General features: G+C 61.6%; 13 protein-coding genes. 10 read left to right on the forward strand and 3 right to left on the reverse strand.

The genetic code is table 11. The features are described 5' to 3' along the window. Nucleotides 1-6 precede the first annotated feature (6 nt). From CO666_RS19645 to CO666_RS19675, 7 genes are all read left to right on the forward strand, one after another. On the forward strand, nucleotides 7-759 hold the full coding sequence (locus CO666_RS19645) for an ABC transporter ATP-binding protein (RefSeq protein WP_097613878.1): 753 nt from the start codon (nucleotides 7-9) through the stop codon (nucleotides 757-759). Then, nucleotides 756-1484: an ABC transporter ATP-binding protein gene (locus CO666_RS19650; protein WP_097613879.1), complete on the forward strand. Its 729-nt coding sequence runs from the start codon at nucleotides 756-758 to the stop codon at nucleotides 1482-1484. The genes CO666_RS19645 and CO666_RS19650 overlap by 4 nt, the downstream gene beginning before the upstream one ends. Next, entirely contained in the window at nucleotides 1481-2413 is a 933-nt protein-coding gene (locus tag CO666_RS19655; RefSeq protein WP_097613880.1) for a branched-chain amino acid ABC transporter permease, read from the forward strand. The genes CO666_RS19650 and CO666_RS19655 overlap by 4 nt, the downstream gene beginning before the upstream one ends. Further along, nucleotides 2410-3447 (forward strand): branched-chain amino acid ABC transporter permease, encoded by a 1038-nt coding sequence (locus CO666_RS19660; protein WP_097613881.1) that lies wholly within the window; start codon nucleotides 2410-2412, stop codon nucleotides 3445-3447. Before CO666_RS19655 ends, CO666_RS19660 begins: the two co-directional genes overlap by 4 nt. A 40-nt stretch (nucleotides 3448-3487) precedes the next feature. Continuing rightward, on the forward strand, nucleotides 3488-4273 hold the full coding sequence (locus CO666_RS19665) for a coniferyl-alcohol dehydrogenase (protein WP_097613882.1): 786 nt from the start codon (nucleotides 3488-3490) through the stop codon (nucleotides 4271-4273). A 22-nt stretch (nucleotides 4274-4295) separates the two neighbouring features. Continuing rightward, complete coding sequence (locus CO666_RS19670) at nucleotides 4296-5741, forward strand: aldehyde dehydrogenase (RefSeq protein ID WP_097613883.1); 1446 nt, start codon at nucleotides 4296-4298, stop codon at nucleotides 5739-5741. Between the two features lie 177 nt (nucleotides 5742-5918). Further along, nucleotides 5919-8177, forward strand: a complete 2259-nt coding sequence (locus tag CO666_RS19675) for a bifunctional diguanylate cyclase/phosphodiesterase (protein ID WP_097613977.1) — start codon at nucleotides 5919-5921, stop codon at nucleotides 8175-8177. Between the two features lie 124 nt (nucleotides 8178-8301). On the opposite strand, the gene CO666_RS19685 is transcribed toward CO666_RS19675, so the two are convergent. Next, nucleotides 8302-8730: a chemotaxis protein gene (locus tag CO666_RS19685; protein ID WP_245436818.1), complete on the reverse strand. Its 429-nt coding sequence runs from the start codon at nucleotides 8728-8730 to the stop codon at nucleotides 8302-8304. Nucleotides 8731-9397: 667 nt separating this feature from the next. On the opposite strand from CO666_RS19685, the gene CO666_RS19690 reads away from it, so the two are divergent. Genes CO666_RS19690 through CO666_RS19700 form a run of 3 tightly spaced genes read left to right on the forward strand, consistent with a single transcriptional unit; the run spans nucleotide 9398 to nucleotide 10998 of the window. Continuing rightward, nucleotides 9398-9919, forward strand: a complete 522-nt coding sequence (locus CO666_RS19690; RefSeq protein ID WP_097613886.1) for a DUF4142 domain-containing protein — start codon at nucleotides 9398-9400, stop codon at nucleotides 9917-9919. Between the two features lie 7 nt (nucleotides 9920-9926). After that, a complete protein-coding gene (locus CO666_RS19695; protein ID WP_097613887.1) occupies nucleotides 9927-10253 on the forward strand; it encodes a cupredoxin domain-containing protein in 327 nt (108 codons plus the stop codon). A 34-nt stretch (nucleotides 10254-10287) separates the two neighbouring features. After that, nucleotides 10288-10998 (forward strand): RNA polymerase sigma factor, encoded by a 711-nt coding sequence (locus CO666_RS19700; protein WP_097613888.1) that lies wholly within the window; start codon nucleotides 10288-10290, stop codon nucleotides 10996-10998. 68 nt (nucleotides 10999-11066) lie between these two features. Here the strand turns inward: CO666_RS19700 and CO666_RS19705 are convergent, their stop codons facing one another. Both CO666_RS19705 and CO666_RS19710 read right to left on the reverse strand, forming a co-directional pair. Beyond that, a complete protein-coding gene (locus tag CO666_RS19705; protein ID WP_245436819.1) occupies nucleotides 11067-11267 on the reverse strand; it encodes a hypothetical protein in 201 nt (66 codons plus the stop codon). 376 nt (nucleotides 11268-11643) lie between these two features. After that, on the reverse strand, nucleotides 11644-14196 hold the full coding sequence (locus CO666_RS19710) for a sensor domain-containing protein (RefSeq protein WP_097613890.1): 2553 nt from the start codon (nucleotides 14194-14196) through the stop codon (nucleotides 11644-11646). Nucleotides 14197-14822: the final 626 nt, after the last annotated feature.

A 14822-nucleotide genomic window follows, 5' to 3' on the forward strand; every position in this document is an offset into this window, starting at 1 on the left:
CCGACAGTGCGGCGGGAAACTCAAAATCGGCCGGGGGAAGCTTTTCTCTCGGCCAAGGGGATCCACAAGCGGTTCGGCGCGCTTGTCGTGCTGGACGACCTGGATTTCTCCATGGGCGATGGCGAGGCGGTCGGCATCGTCGGGCCGAACGGCGCGGGCAAGACGACGCTGCTCAGCGTGCTCGCCGGCGCCTATCCGCCGAGTGCGGGAAGCATCACCTTCGACGGCACTGAGGTCACCAGCCGGACGGCGGCGGAGCGCTGCCGCTCGGGTCTGGTGCGGACCCATCAGATTCCGAAACCCTTCAGCGGCATGACGACCTTCGAAAATGTCTTCGTCGCCGCTTCGCACGGCAGTGCCACCAGCCGCGACGAGGCCTATGAGCGTGTGGTGGATTCGCTATCGCTCTGCGGCATGCTCGGCGTCGCCAACCGCCAGGCCGACACGCTCGGCCTCTTGGATCGCAAACGGCTGGAGCTTGCCCGCGCGCTCGCCACCCAGCCGAGGCTGCTGCTGCTCGACGAGATCGGTGGCGGCCTGACCGATGGCGAAGCGAGCGAGCTTGTGGAAACCATCCTCGAATTGCGCCGCCGCGGCATCGGCATCATCTGGATCGAACATATCGTTCATATCCTGCTGCAGGTGGCGGAGCGGCTGATCTGCATGGATGCCGGCAGGATCATCGCCGACGGCGAACCGAAAACGGTCATGAGCGATGCCGAGGTGGTCAAGGCCTATCTTGGAGGCACACCCACATGAGCCATCTCTCCATCCGCGACCTCGACGTCCGCCACGGCCTGCTGCAGGCGGTGCGCGGGGTCAGTTTCGATCTTGCCAAGGGCGAGGTGCTGGCCCTGGTCGGCGCCAACGGCGCCGGCAAGACGACGCTGCTCAGATCGATCGCCGGCGCCCATCTTCCCGCCTCCGGCCGCGTCCTTCTCGACGATGAGGATCTGGCCGCCGTCCCGTCCCACAAGCGGATCGCCAAGGGCATCGCCCTGGTGCCGGAAGGCCGGCGGCTATTTTCGCAAATGACGGTCGAAGAGAACCTGCTGCTCGGAAAGAGCTGCGGCCGCAAGGGCGAGTGGAGCATCGACCGCGTGCTCGACGCCTTTCCCAACCTGAAACCCCGCCGTCACGCCAAGACCGGCCACCTCTCGGGCGGGGAACAGCAGGCGACCGCCATCGGCCGGGCGCTGATGAGCAATCCCGATATTCTTCTGCTGGACGAGGTTTCGCTCGGGCTTTCGCCTCTGGTCGTCGATCGCGTCTACGCGCAATTGCAGGCGCTGCTCACCTCGGGAACGACCATCGTGCTCGTCGAGCAGGATCTTGCCCGCGCCATGAGCGTCGCCAGCCGTGTGATCTGCATGCTCGAGGGACGCATCGTCCTCGACCGACCGGCGGCCGCCGTCACGCGCGAGCATGTCACACAGGCCTATTTCGGATTGCACCGGGCATCCGGCGAAAGGAGCGCATCATGATCAACACCCTGCTCCAGGGCATTCTGCTCGGCGGTTATTACGCCGTCATCGCCTGCGGCCTGTCCTTCATGTTCTCGGTCATGCGGATCATCAATCTCGCGCATGGCAGCCTGGCGGTCGCGGCCGCCTACGGGCTGTGGCTGCTCGCCGCCAAAGCCGGCATCCCGCCTTTCGCCGGGCTGCTGATCGTGCTGCCCGTCATGGCGGTGATCGGCTGGCTGCTGCAGCGCTTCATTCTCGAACGCAGCGCCCGCGGCGGTACGCTACTGCCGATTCTGACGACCTTCGGCCTGTCGATCGTCATCGACAACCTGCTGTTCGAGCAGTTCGGCGCCGACACGCGGTCGCTGGCGCCCTTCATCGGCAACCTGTCCTATGCCTCCTGGCAGCTGCCGGGCCACATCTTCGTCGGCAAGCTTGCCGTCCTGATGATGGTCACGGCGATCCTCATTCTCGGCGGACTGCAGTTCTTCCTCAGCCGTTTTGCGCTTGGGCGCGCCATCCGCGCCACGGCCGAAGACCCGGATACGGCAGGGCTGGTCGGCATCGATGCGCGTGGGGTGAATGCCGTTGCCACCGCCATCACCATGGTCACAACAGGCATTGCCGGCGCCTTTCTTGGCATGCGGGCGACCTTCAGCCCCTATGCCGGCGGCCCGCAGCTTCTCTTTGCCTTCGAGGCGGCCGTCATCGGCGGAGCGGGATCGCTGTGGGGCACACTTGCCGGCGGCATCGTTCTCGGCCTTGCCCAATCGCTCGGCGCGCAATTGCATCCGCAGGGCTTCCTGATCGGCGGCCATGCCGTGTTCCTGCTGGTGCTTTTCATCAGGCTGTCCCGGTCCCGCCTGCCGGTTCTCGACAAAGTCGGAGCGCTTCTCAAACCCAGCGCCCTCCTCAACCTTCGCGCCCGCCTTCGGAGTCCGACATGACCCCCAATACGAGCTTTGCCTCCAACGGAATATCGATAGAACGCTGGACGAAATCGTCGCGGCTAGCGCTCGCTTCCATGGCCGCGGTGCTTGCCCTGCTGATCCTCGCCCCCGCCGTGCTCGGCGCCGGTGCGATCGACCGGATGACCGCCCTGTTCATCTATGTGATCCTTGCCGCCATGTGGAATGCGCTTGCCGGCTTCGGCGGGCTGGTGTCGGTCGGCCAGCAGCTGTTCTTCGGGCTCGGCGCCTATTTCACCATTCGCCTCGCCGATGCCGGGCTCGATCCCTTCGTCTCGGTCTTTGCCGCGGCGATCGTGACCGGCGCACTGTCGATCCCGCTTTCGCTGTTCATGCTGCGGCTGAAGGGCGGCGAGTTTGCGATCGGCATGTGGGTCATGGCCGAACTCGCCCATCTGCTCGTCAATCTCGACCGGCTGATCCAGGGGGAAACGGGCACCTCGCTGATCTCGCTCAATGTCTATGACAGCAGCATGCGGCGGGCGACGATCTACTGGCTCGCACTGACCGCGATGGCCGCGCTGCTCGGCGCGCTCTTCATCCTGATGCGCAGCCGCGCCGGCGCGGCCATGCAGGCGATCCGTGACAATGAGGAGGCGGCAACCTCGGTCGGCGTGCGCGTGACCGCGACCAAGCGGCTGCTCTTTGTGCTCGCCGCTTTCGGCATAGCGGTCGCCGGCGGACTGTGGCTGGCGACCGCGACGACCTTCCAGCCGAAGACCTATTTCAGCGTCCAGTGGACGGCCTACATGATCTTCATGGTGCTGGTTGGCGGGATCGGCAAGTTCGAGGGCGCCATCCTCGGCGCCATCCTGTTCTTCGTGATCGAGACCTTCTTCGGCGCAGCCGGCGTCTGGTACCTGATCGGCCTCGGCGCCACCGCGCTGATTTTCTCGCTCTACCTGCCGCGCGGCCTCTGGGGCGAAGTCGAACGCCGTTTCGACTTCCAGCTTCTGCCGGTCGGCTATCGGCTGAAACTGCCCGGTCCGACCAAGATCCAATGGAAAGAATGAGCCGGCTTATATCAGGACTCTCATGTGAAAGGTGACGTTCATGCTTTTTGGTAAAACAATCCTGGTGACCGGCGTGGCCTCCGGCATCGGCGCCCGCACGGCCGAGCTGGCCGGTCAGATGGGCGCCGAGGTGATCGGCGTCGACGTGCGCGAACCGGCAGGTGCAAGTGCCGCCTTCATCAAGGGCGATCTCTCCACACCGTCAGGCGTTGCCGAGATCGTCGCGCAGTTGCCGACGCGTCTCGACGCGCTCGCCAATGTCGCCGGCCTTTCCGGCAACACCGGCGTCGTCTCGACGCTTGCCGTCAATTTCTACGGGCTGCGCGCTTTGTCGGAAGCCGTGGCACCGCGCCTGCGCGAAGGCGGCGCCATCGTCAACGTCGCCTCGATCGCCGGTTACGGCTGGCGCGCCAATCTCGAGCGGGCAAAAACGCTCACGTCAATCGAAGGCTTTCCCGATGTCGCGGCGGTTGCCGCCGAATACGGGCTGAAGGACGAGGAGGGCTATCCGCTCTCCAAGGAGCTGCTGCTGCTCTGGACCATGCGCGCCGCCCACCAGCCGCTATTCAAAAACCGCGGCATCCGGGTCAATGCGGTCAGCCCCGGGCCGGTGGAAACGCCGATCCTCAAGCAGTTCCGCGCCGTGCTCGGCGATGCAAGGGTCGACAGCGACATCACCCGCGTCGGCCGCGCCGGCACTGCGGCCGATATCGCGCCCGCCGTGCTCTTCCTCTGCTCGGACGGCGCGCGCTGGATCAACGGCAGCAATCTTGCCGCCGACGGCGGCCTCGAAGCATCGATCAATGCCGACGTGCTCGGCTTCTAATTCATTCCCAGGAGACCCCACGATGAATATTTCCCTGCTGATAAACGGCGCCAACCGCGCGGCCTCCGGCGGCCGGACATACGATCGCATCGACCCCTTCACCGAAAAGCTCGCCAGCCGCGCCGCCGCGGCAAGCCTGGACGATGTCGCCGCCGCCGTCGATGCCGCCTCCGCCGCATTCGGCGACTGGTCGAAGACCGGCCCCGGCCAGCGCCGCGCCATCCTGATGAAGGCTGCCGATATCATGGATTCGAAAGTCGGCGAGTTTACCCGGCTGATGATCGAGGAAACCGGCGCCACCGCGCCCTGGGCCGGCTTCAACGTCATGCTCGCCGCCAATATCCTGCGCGAGGCCGGCGCCATGACAACACAGATCGCGGGCGAAATCATTCCCTCCGACAAGCCCGGCACGCTTGCCATGGGTGTTCGCCAGGCCGCCGGCGTCTGCCTGGCGATTGCCCCGTGGAATGCGCCCGTCATCCTCGCCACCCGCGCCATCGCCATGCCGATCGCCTGCGGCAACACGGTCATCCTCAAGGCATCCGAACAATGCCCCGGCACGCATCGGCTGATCGCCACGGCGCTGACCGAAGCGGGCCTGCCGGCCGGCGTCATCAATGTTCTCACCAATGCGCCGGAGGATGCGCCTCAAATCGTTGAAGCGCTGATCGCCCATCCGGCCGTCAGGCGGGTGAATTTCACCGGCTCGACCAAGGTCGGCAAGATCATCGCCGAGACCTGCGGTAAACATCTGAAACCCGCCCTGCTCGAGCTCGGCGGCAAGGCGCCGCTGGTCATCCTCGATGACGCCGATATCGACGGCGCCGTCAACGCCGCCATTTTCGGCGCCTTCATGCATCAGGGTCAGATCTGCATGTCGACGGAGCGGATCATCGTCGACGCGGCGATCGCCGATCAATTCGTCGCCAAACTGGCCGCCCGCGCCAGCCAGCTGCCGGCCGGCGATCCGCGCGGCCATGTCGTCCTCGGCTCGCTGATCAGCCTCGATGCCGCCAAGAAAATGGAAGAACTGATCGCCGATGCGACGGCCAAGGGCGCCAAACTCGTGGCCGGCGGCAAGCGCTCGGGCACCGTGGTCGAGGCGACGCTGCTCGATCACGTCACATCCGATATGCGCGTCTATACGGAAGAATCCTTCGGCCCGGTCAAGCCGATCATTCGTGTCTCGGGTGAGGAGGAAGCCATCCGCATTGCCAACGATACCGAATACGGCCTATCATCGGCCGTCTTCACCCGTAACATTCAGCGGGCGATGGCGGTTGCGGCCCGCATCGAATCCGGTATCTGCCATATCAATGGCCCGACGCTGCACGACGAGGCGCAGATGCCCTTCGGCGGCGTCAAGGGCAGCGGCTACGGCCGCTTCGGCGGCAAGGCGGCAATCGCCGAATTCACCGACCTGCGCTGGATCACGGTAGAGGATTCCGCCCAGCATTACCCCTTCTGAGGGGCGCCTGCCGGAGGCATTGAAAATCACGAGCGCCACAGCGGCTATTGCGGTTGTGGCGCATTTTACTCGGAGTTCACGGTCGAAAGAAGCTTCCTCCATAAACGTGAGTGGGTTTAGCGTTGCCTTAAACAAACTGTGCAAGGGTAGATGCCTGTTATCTACACCGGCGACCTGATGAAGTTTCGAAGACATCCAAAGGTAGCGCGCGGCTTTGTGGGCGCTGTCATGCGCCATGCCAGCGCATTTGCTCCAGCCATATTTGCGGCCGCCATTGCCGTCATCGTCGTCTGGGTGGCCACAAACTGGCGGCTGGAGCGATCGCTGGCCGATGAACGTTCGATCGTCGCCGGTGAGCTTGCCACCATATCATCCCGACTTCAGACGAACCTCAACAGCAATGTGAAGCTGTTGCAAGGCCTGGCGGCGGGTATCGCAGCCAACCCGGGGATGGACCAGGACGCCTTTTCCAAACTTGCCGCGCAGATCCTGCTGCCCGATTCACAGTTGCGAAGCTTCGCCGCCGCACCCGGCATGGTGGTCAAATGGGTTTATCCGGAAAAGGGAAATGAAAAGGCCATCGGACTGGACTACCGAACAAATGAGAAGCAACGGGCGGGCGCGATGCTGGCGCGCAACACCCACAATATCGTGCTGACGGGCCCGGTCGACCTTGTCCAAGGCGGAACGGCTTTCGTCGTCAGGTGCCCGATCTATATCGACAACGGAACAAGCCAGGTCTTCTGGGGCCTGCTGTCCGGACTGATCGACATTCCCAGGCTCTACGGCGAAAGCGGCCTTGGCGCGAGCGAGCTTGAGATCGCCATCAGCACCGTGCCGGATCCGAACGCGCCCAAACAGGTTTTTTTCGGCAGCCTGGAAACTTTTTCCAAGCAACCGGTCGTGACCTCCGTCGATATGACCTATGGCCGATGGACGCTGGCCGCCGTGCCGAAGAGCGGATGGGGCCGATATAGCGGGCTCGGCACCTTTGAACTCTATGCGAGCCTATTGTCACTCTGTGTCGTCGCACCGATGATCTGGGTCGGCTTTCTCACGAAATCACGCCAGAGAACCATCGAAAAGCTTCGCCTTCACAAGAAAAAGCTCGTTCGCGCACGCCAACGGCTGGAATATCTGTCGCTGCACGATGCCCTGACCGGGCTTCCCAATCGACGGTTTATCGACCGGATGATCGCAGAGCCACCGAGACCCGGCCCGGACGATTGCCTGATCCTGATCCATATCGACCTCGATCGCTTTAAGGAGATCAACGACACGAAAGGCCATGCCGGAGGCGACACGGTCTTGCAGACAACGGCTTTCCGCCTTGCCGAACTGGCCGGCCCGAACGATGTCGCGGCGCGGATCGGCGGCGATGAGTTCGTCTTCGCCAGCTGGAGCAGCGATCCCGAACCGAAAGCCAACGGACTGGTCCAGCAGATCGTCGAGACGCTCGAGCAGCCCCTCTTCATCGATGGTGCGGAATGTGTGGTCGGGGCGAGCGCCGGTGTCGCCTGGGAAACCGAACAGGCGCGCGGACGCGACCTCGGCCAATTGCTTTTGAATGCCGATCTGGCTCTATACGAGGCGAAGAAGACGGGCCGCGGCCGCGCGGCGATTTTCACCGAGGAACTTCGCAGCGCGGCGATCCAGTCAAAAGAACTGGCGGATGAATTCGATCATGCGCTCGACAGCGATGAACTCGTTGCATTCTTCCAGCCGCAGTTCGATGCCAATACATTGGCGATCGCCGGCGTCGAGGCCCTTGCCCGCTGGGATCATCCGAAAAAAGGTCTGCTCGGCCCGAACGCATTTCTCGATGTCGCCGAAAGGCTCGGGCGCAGCGGCGACATGGACAGGCTGATCCTGCAAAAGGCGCTGTTCGAGCTGACGCGATGGGATAGTCTCGGAATGCAGATCCCGCGTGTCTCGGTGAATATATCGGCGCGCCGGCTGGCGCAGGCAGATCTGCTTGCCGAGCTCTCCGCGCTTCCCGTCGCCAGGGGCCGGCTCTGTTTCGAGCTGCTCGAGACAATCTCCTTCGACCATCTTCAACCTGTTCTCAGCGAGATCATTCCGGCGGTCAAAGCGCTCGGCATCGAAATCGAGATCGATGATTTCGGCACCGACCATGCCAGCATTGTCAGCCTGCTTCGATTTGAGCCACGCAGACTGAAGATCGATCGGGAGATCATCAAGCCGATTATCGCCTCTCCATCCCAGCGCCGCCTGGTCTCCTCGATTATCGAAATCGGCCGCTCACAGAACATCGACATCGTTGCCGAGGGCGTGGAGACAATGGAACATGCGAAGATCCTGAAAGATCTGGGCTGCCATCTGCTGCAGGGTTACGCTCTCGCACGGCCGATGAGCTCGCAGCAGCTGATCGACTTTTGCAGCATGAAGGACAGGGGACTGACAGGGGCAGGCTGATCGCTGCTCCTGCTTCGACACTCTAGAGCATGTCGCGCAAAAGTGTGCAGCGGTTTTGCGGCAACGATATGCGAAAACAAGGACCTAAAGCGCGAGGAGCGAATCTGAAAGATCGCGACGCGCTTTAGACCGAGAAGCCGTCCAATGCGTCGGCGAGCTTCAGCCACAGATCATGGGGAGGCGAAGGAATGGGCCGCGAATCCTCATCGGAGATCCGAATTGCGAAAGCGGTCTCATCGCGTGTGAAAGCCGTCAGCATCCGGCGAAATTTCGCAGCCCTGTCGGTAAACTGATCCGAACCCTGCTCGCCCAGCACCGTACGCACCGTTGCAATGGCCAGATTGAAATTCTTCTGCAACGGCCCGAAGGCGCCGCGGTGCTTCTCCCGCACGCGGCGATGCAGATCGCCCTGGGCGAGAGCGGCCATTGCATCGTTGAAATCATGCAAATTATCGCCGATCGATACGATCAGCTGGTTGAGGATGGCGGCCGAACGGCCAAGATCCGGGTCGGCATAATCGGCATGCATGCGCTGCGTCAGATCTCCGCTCATGACAGCCGTCGCCAAGGCCGCGATCTCGGCGCAGAATCTGATTTTCTGATCGTTGGGATCGGTTGATGCTTCCATGGTTTCGGGATCTTCGGAATCTCGATCCTGGCACGTCTTATTCCGCCCGGAGCCGTTCGTTATCTCGACCATGTCCGCTCAAGCCCTAGCGCAATGCACCGCGGCCGGACGACCCAAGGCGGATCATAAGCCCACAATTGCCACGTACCATGTCGTTTCCCATATGCCTGCTGGAACCCCCGCCGCTGTCGCCGCCTGACGGGTTATCCCAGCCGACAGCGCGCAATCCCATCCAATGCGGCAACGCTTAAAAAAATCCTTCGGCCTTGCCGCGGCCCGCTCTTTTGCGCGCAGAACGGATAACCTCGACGCATTTTGATTAGGACAGCGGCCTGCACAACGCGTTTCGAAGCCCCGCGGATCGGCAGGCCCCTCCTAAAACAGCAACTCGCCCGCGGAGAGTTTTCAATCGAAATTCACTGCGCAGCTGCCGTCACCAGACTGATTAAGCGGCGGCTGGAGGACAGCCGTTGCCCGCACCAAAATTCCCGGGAACCTTTTCGCCCGATCTGCATCCAATGCTCGCTACCGAAGGCGCATCACCGATGCTGCCGGCAGACATTCCGTCATGCGCGAACAAAGGAGACAGATCATGTTCAAGCAAATTCTCGGCGCAACCTTCATCGCGGCGTCGCTCGGCACCGCCGCGCTCGCCGCCGATGCCAAGCCGACCGACCCGCAGATCGCTCATATCGCCTATACGGCCGGGCAGATCGATGTCACCGCTGCAGAGCAGGCGTTGAAGAAGAGCAAAAATGCCGAGGTCATCGAATTCGCCAAGACGATGGAGCGCGACCACAAGGCCGTCAACGATCAGGCGCTCGCGCTTGTCAAGAAGCTGAAGGTGACGCCTGAGGACAACAAGATCAGCCAGTCCTTGTCGACACAGGCAAGCAAGGAACTGACGACGCTCGGTGCCCTCGATGGTGCGGCCTTCGACAAGGCCTATGTCGAAAACGAGGTCGCCTATCACAAATCGGTCAACGACGCGCTTGCCAAGGTGCTGATCCCTTCGGCTCAGAACAAGGAGCTGAAATCGCTGCTGGAAACGGGCCTGACCCTGTTCAAGCAACACCAGATGCATGCCGAGCATCTTGCTTCGATGATCAAGTAGGCCAGCGATGGGCAGGCTTATCAAGGTGCTGCGGCTTCCCTTGCTGTTGGCGCTGCTTTGGGCGAGCGCCGGCGTCGCCTCGGCGGCGGAGTATCAGGTCACCATCGCGGGCATGAAATTCGGTGCGCCGCCGGCCGAACTGCATGTCGGCGATGTGATCGTCTGGCGAAACGATGATATGTTCAGGCATACGGCGACGGCTCGCGACAAGAGCTTCGATATCGATCTGCCGCCGAAATCGGAAGCGCGGATGACGATCAGCCGGGCAGGAGCGGTCGATTTCTATTGCCGTTTTCATCCCGCCATGACGGGCAAACTGAACGTCCGGCCATAGGGCCGGGCTCCGATCAAACAACGCGGAGATTTGCATGGCAGCCATTTCGGTTCCGGTCGCGCGACACCGGCAGCACATATCGACGCTATCGGACGCCGAGCTCGTGCCCCTAGCAAAGCAGGGCGACGAACCCGCCATTCGTGCTATTGTCCAGCGCCACAATCAGCGTCTGTTCCGCACAGCGCGCGCCGTCATCCGCAACGATGGGGAGGCGGAAGATGTCGTGCAGGCCGCCTATATCAGGGCCTTCACCAATCTGGCGACGTTTCGCGGTGAGGCCGAGCTTTCGACATGGCTGACCCGGATCACGCTCAACGAGGCGCTGGGTCGTGTGCGCCAACAGAAGAACACCACTACGCTCGAGGAAATCGACATGCAGACGACGTCGCCGGGCGGCGAAGTGCTTCAATTTCCATCCTCGCTTTCCGCAACCGATCCCGAAACCGAGCTGTCGCGGAGCCAGGCGCGCCAGCTCCTCGAACATGCGGTCGACGAACTGCCGGATGATTTTCGCGCCATCTTCGTGCTGCGCGATGTCGAAGGCATGAACACCGAGGAAGCTGCATCCTATCTCGGCATCAGGCCCGAAACCGCCAAGACACGGCTCCACCGGGCGCGAAAAATGATGCGTCAGTCGATCGAAAAACGGCTCTCCGGTGCATTCCAGGCACTGTTCCCCTTCGATGGCGCCCGCTGCGTTTTCATGGCCGATCGCGTCATCGCCGCGCTTCGGCAGCCGTCATGATATCTCGCAATAACATCGCATAACCCACCGGGTCTCGCCAACCAATCGTGCGGGCAACAATGGTCACCCTATGCCCCCGCCAGCGAGGAGCAGGCTTGCAGTGCACCGGTTAGTCTATCGAGTTCGTCCAAAACGTTTCGGATCCGGGCACGCGCCTGGAGCATCTGATCCATCTCCGGATCGCCGGACGGTTGGCCCGGGATCTGCGGGTCGTGAAGCTCCATCGACGTGCCAGAGACCGGATTTGGAAAGAGGATGATTTCAGCCATTTGCATTCTTTGTTTCGTTGGTCTGGCGGACAGGAAACGCTCATGTCTCCGGATCCGATGGCTTAAAGGGATGCGGTCTATTTCATGCCGATCGCCCGGAACATCCTCGCTATTCATTGCAGCGAGTTGCATGTGTTCGTCAGGCCATAAACACCGCCTCAGCCTTAACAAATTCCTATTTTCGCGTGGGCCGGAATTCACATGACAGCTTTGCTGCGCCAAGTGGATAGGGCTGCGACAATCGCACATTTTCGGATCGTTGCGCCATCGGCTCCTGCCGCTCGACAAGCGCTCTCGGCCGGGCGAACGCCGTAGATTTCGCAGCAGTCTCGTGCAGGGCAGCAACGGCGCCTAGATCATCATTTTCCAGCGGCCTTCATCCGCAAGACAGTATCTCGCCCGGCTTGGCGCCGCTCGCCGCAGAGCGCAGCCACAGGGCGATGATATCGGCCTTGGGCACGGCTTTGCTGTAGAGGAACCCCTGCGCCGAACCGCATCCGTTTGCCGCCAGGAAAGCTGCTTGCTCGGCGGTTTCGACGCCCTCTGCCACCACGCTCTGTCCGAGACAGCGCGCGATGGACAGGATCGCCTTGACCAGTTCCTCGTTGCGTCTGTCGGTGCTGTTGATGAACGAGCGGTCGATCTTCAGCGTGTCGATCGGGAAGCGCGCCAGATAATTCAGCGCCGAATAGCCGGTGCCGAAATCATCGATGGCGATCGAAAATCCCATGCTTCGAAGTTCGCAGAGCGCCTGCAGCGTTTCGTTCTTCTGATCGAGCAGAAGGCTTTCGGTTATTTCGATCTCGACCCATTCCGCGCGGCAGCCGGTCTCGTCGAGAATTTCGGCAATCGACTTTACCAGTCCGGCAGACTGGAACTGCTTGACCGACAGATTGATCGCCACCTTGTGCGTTGACTGGCTATCGGCGTTCAATTCGGTCGCCGTCTGGCAGGCCTCGCGCAGCACCCACCGCCCGAGTTCCACGATCAGCCCCGTGTCTTCGGCGACCGGAATGAAACGGGCGGGAGGAATCATGCCCATTTCGGGGTGACGCCATCTCAGCAAGGCTTCGGAGCCGACCATGGCGCCGTTCTCCAGAAGCACTTTCGGCTGGTAGTGCAATTCCAGCTCTCCACGCTCGATGGCGCGGCGCAATTCCGATTCCAGCCGCATGCGCTCCTCGGCGCTCGCCGTCAGGTCCTTCGAGTAGAAACGAAAATTGTTTCGCCCCGAGCGCTTGGCGAGATACATCGCCGAGTCGGCGTATTTCACGAGGTCGTTGGCGTCGGCGCTGTCATCGGGATAGAGCGCGATGCCGACACTGCATGAAATGAAGACCTCCTGGCCATCCAGCAGGAAACCTTCCTTGAACTTCTCGAGGATCATGCCGGCAATCCGGCCGAGATCGCCCGCCTGGCGGATATCCGGCAACAGGATCGCGAATTCGTCACCGCCGAGACGCGCGACAGTGTCGTAGTCGCGCACGCTGTCGTTGAGCCGCGCGGCGGCCTGGCAGAGCAACTGATCGCCGACGGGATGGCCCATCGTATCGTTGACCACCTTGAAGTGATCGATGTCGATCAGCATCACGCCGGCCCGCTGGCCGCGCGAAACGGCCGAGGTGATCATCTGCCGCAATCGATCGTTGAACAGCGATCGGTTCGGCAAAGAGGTCAGGGGATCGTAGAAGGCCATCTGGTGGATTTTCTGGCGCGAGACATTCAATTCGGTGACATCCCGCGATACGCCGAGAACCCCGACGACTTCTCCTCCTGCACCCAAGACCGGAACCTTGCGCGTTTCAAGAAGAACGGATTGCCCGTTCTCCTGGGAAATGACCCATTCCTCGTTGACGAGGATGCTCCCGGCCTGGATCGCCGCTTCATCGAACTCCCGGAAGGACCGAGCCCTTTCGGCGTCGAATAGCTCGAAATCCGTTTTTCCGACGACTTCGGTCTCCGTCTTACCCGTCAGTCGCTCGAATGCGTGGTTGCATAGGAGATAGACGCCGTCCATGTCCTTCACCCAGACCATGTCAGGCATGGTCTGAAGCACGCTGAGCAGCTGCGTCCGCACGGAATTTATGGCTTCTTCCGCCCGCTTTCGCTCGGTAATGTCGCGCGAGAATGCCAGAAGCGTGTTGACCGTGGGATCGGCGCTCGGTCGTTTGGCGACCGACAGCTCGAACCATCGCGTCTCGCCGTTCGGCAAGGAGACGCTGATGCAGCGACCGTAGGCCACCCCCCTTTTGGCGGCCGTGCCGAGCGCCTCCATTGCAATGGCCGCCTGGTCCGGAGCCAGAACGTCGTTGACCGTTCTGCCGAGCAGCATCTCCTTCTGCTGGGCCAGCAGTTCGGGACTTCTCGTCCAGACTTGGAGATAGCGGCCTTCCTCATCCGCCTCGAACAGAACATCCGGAATGGCGGTGATGATCCCCTCCGCGAATTCGAGCGCCTTCGTGAGGTCTCGCTGCGCCTGCTTGTGCTCGGTGATGTCGACGACGGCGCCGATCAGGCCAGCCGGAGCGCAGTTATCGCCGGTCAAGACAGCCTTGTTGATGGCGACGTCCCGAACGGCCCCATTCGCCGTGGTAAACTTCCTTTCGGTGTACTGGGCTCCACCCCTTTGAAGGAGCGCCCCATTCTCAGCGAAATAGAGTTCGGCCAGATGTTTCGGATGGAGATCGAAATCGGTTTTCCCGATGATCTCGTCGCGCGTAAGACCAACGAAGTCTTCGAAAGCCTTGTTACAGCCGATATAACGGCCATGCGTGTTCTTGTAGAATACGGGAAGGGGACATACGCCGAGCAAGACTTCCGGAAGAGCCTCCTGGGCGAAGGCCGCGTCCTGATGCTGCGCTCCATCCCGCTCGCAGCCCTCCATGAAAAGGACTGGCTGCTGGAGCGATTGGGACGACGACTTCGTCATGAATATCCTCACCATGCGTACCGGCCGGATGCGTCATTCATCCGACCGCGAATTCTCTAGGAAAGCCGCCCAAGTCATTTGAGGCGCAAACTGATGAAGATGTGACCGCAGGAGCGCCGGGCCGCTGCAACCGCAGCACGTCACTCAGACCTGAATAATGCGGCCAGAAAATTAAGAGATCGCTGCGTCCTCCTGCAGCGCCTCACCTTTCGCCGCGCGATCCGGATTGAACGGCGCAATTTGGATATTGCCGACTTGCCTGCCAGGGTTTCACCACCGGCCCGGAAAGGGACATCGTCTTTATCCGGAATCCGAACAGCGTGGCCAATTCACGATGTTTTCGTGCGAATCTTCTCGCAAGAATCTGGTTTTGTTAGTTTTTCGCCAAGGCGTTTACGCTTCTGAAACCAGACCGTCCGCAGTTTTGAACCATTCGAACGAGGTGCTGCCCGTACCTCTCCGCCATGAAGACGGGTTGCGGGACAAGCAGAAACAGGCGCTGCTCATCAATGCAGATGGCATGCGCTCAGAGGGGAAAATGTTCAATAATTCGCATGCACATGGCAGCAGTTTTTCTCGATGCGGCGCAGAAAGTGCGCGCCGGTCCGGCTCGACAGATCGGAATA

It is taken from the genome of Rhizobium chutanense (genome assembly GCF_002531935.1).
Lineage (GTDB): Bacteria > Pseudomonadota > Alphaproteobacteria > Rhizobiales > Rhizobiaceae > Rhizobium > Rhizobium chutanense.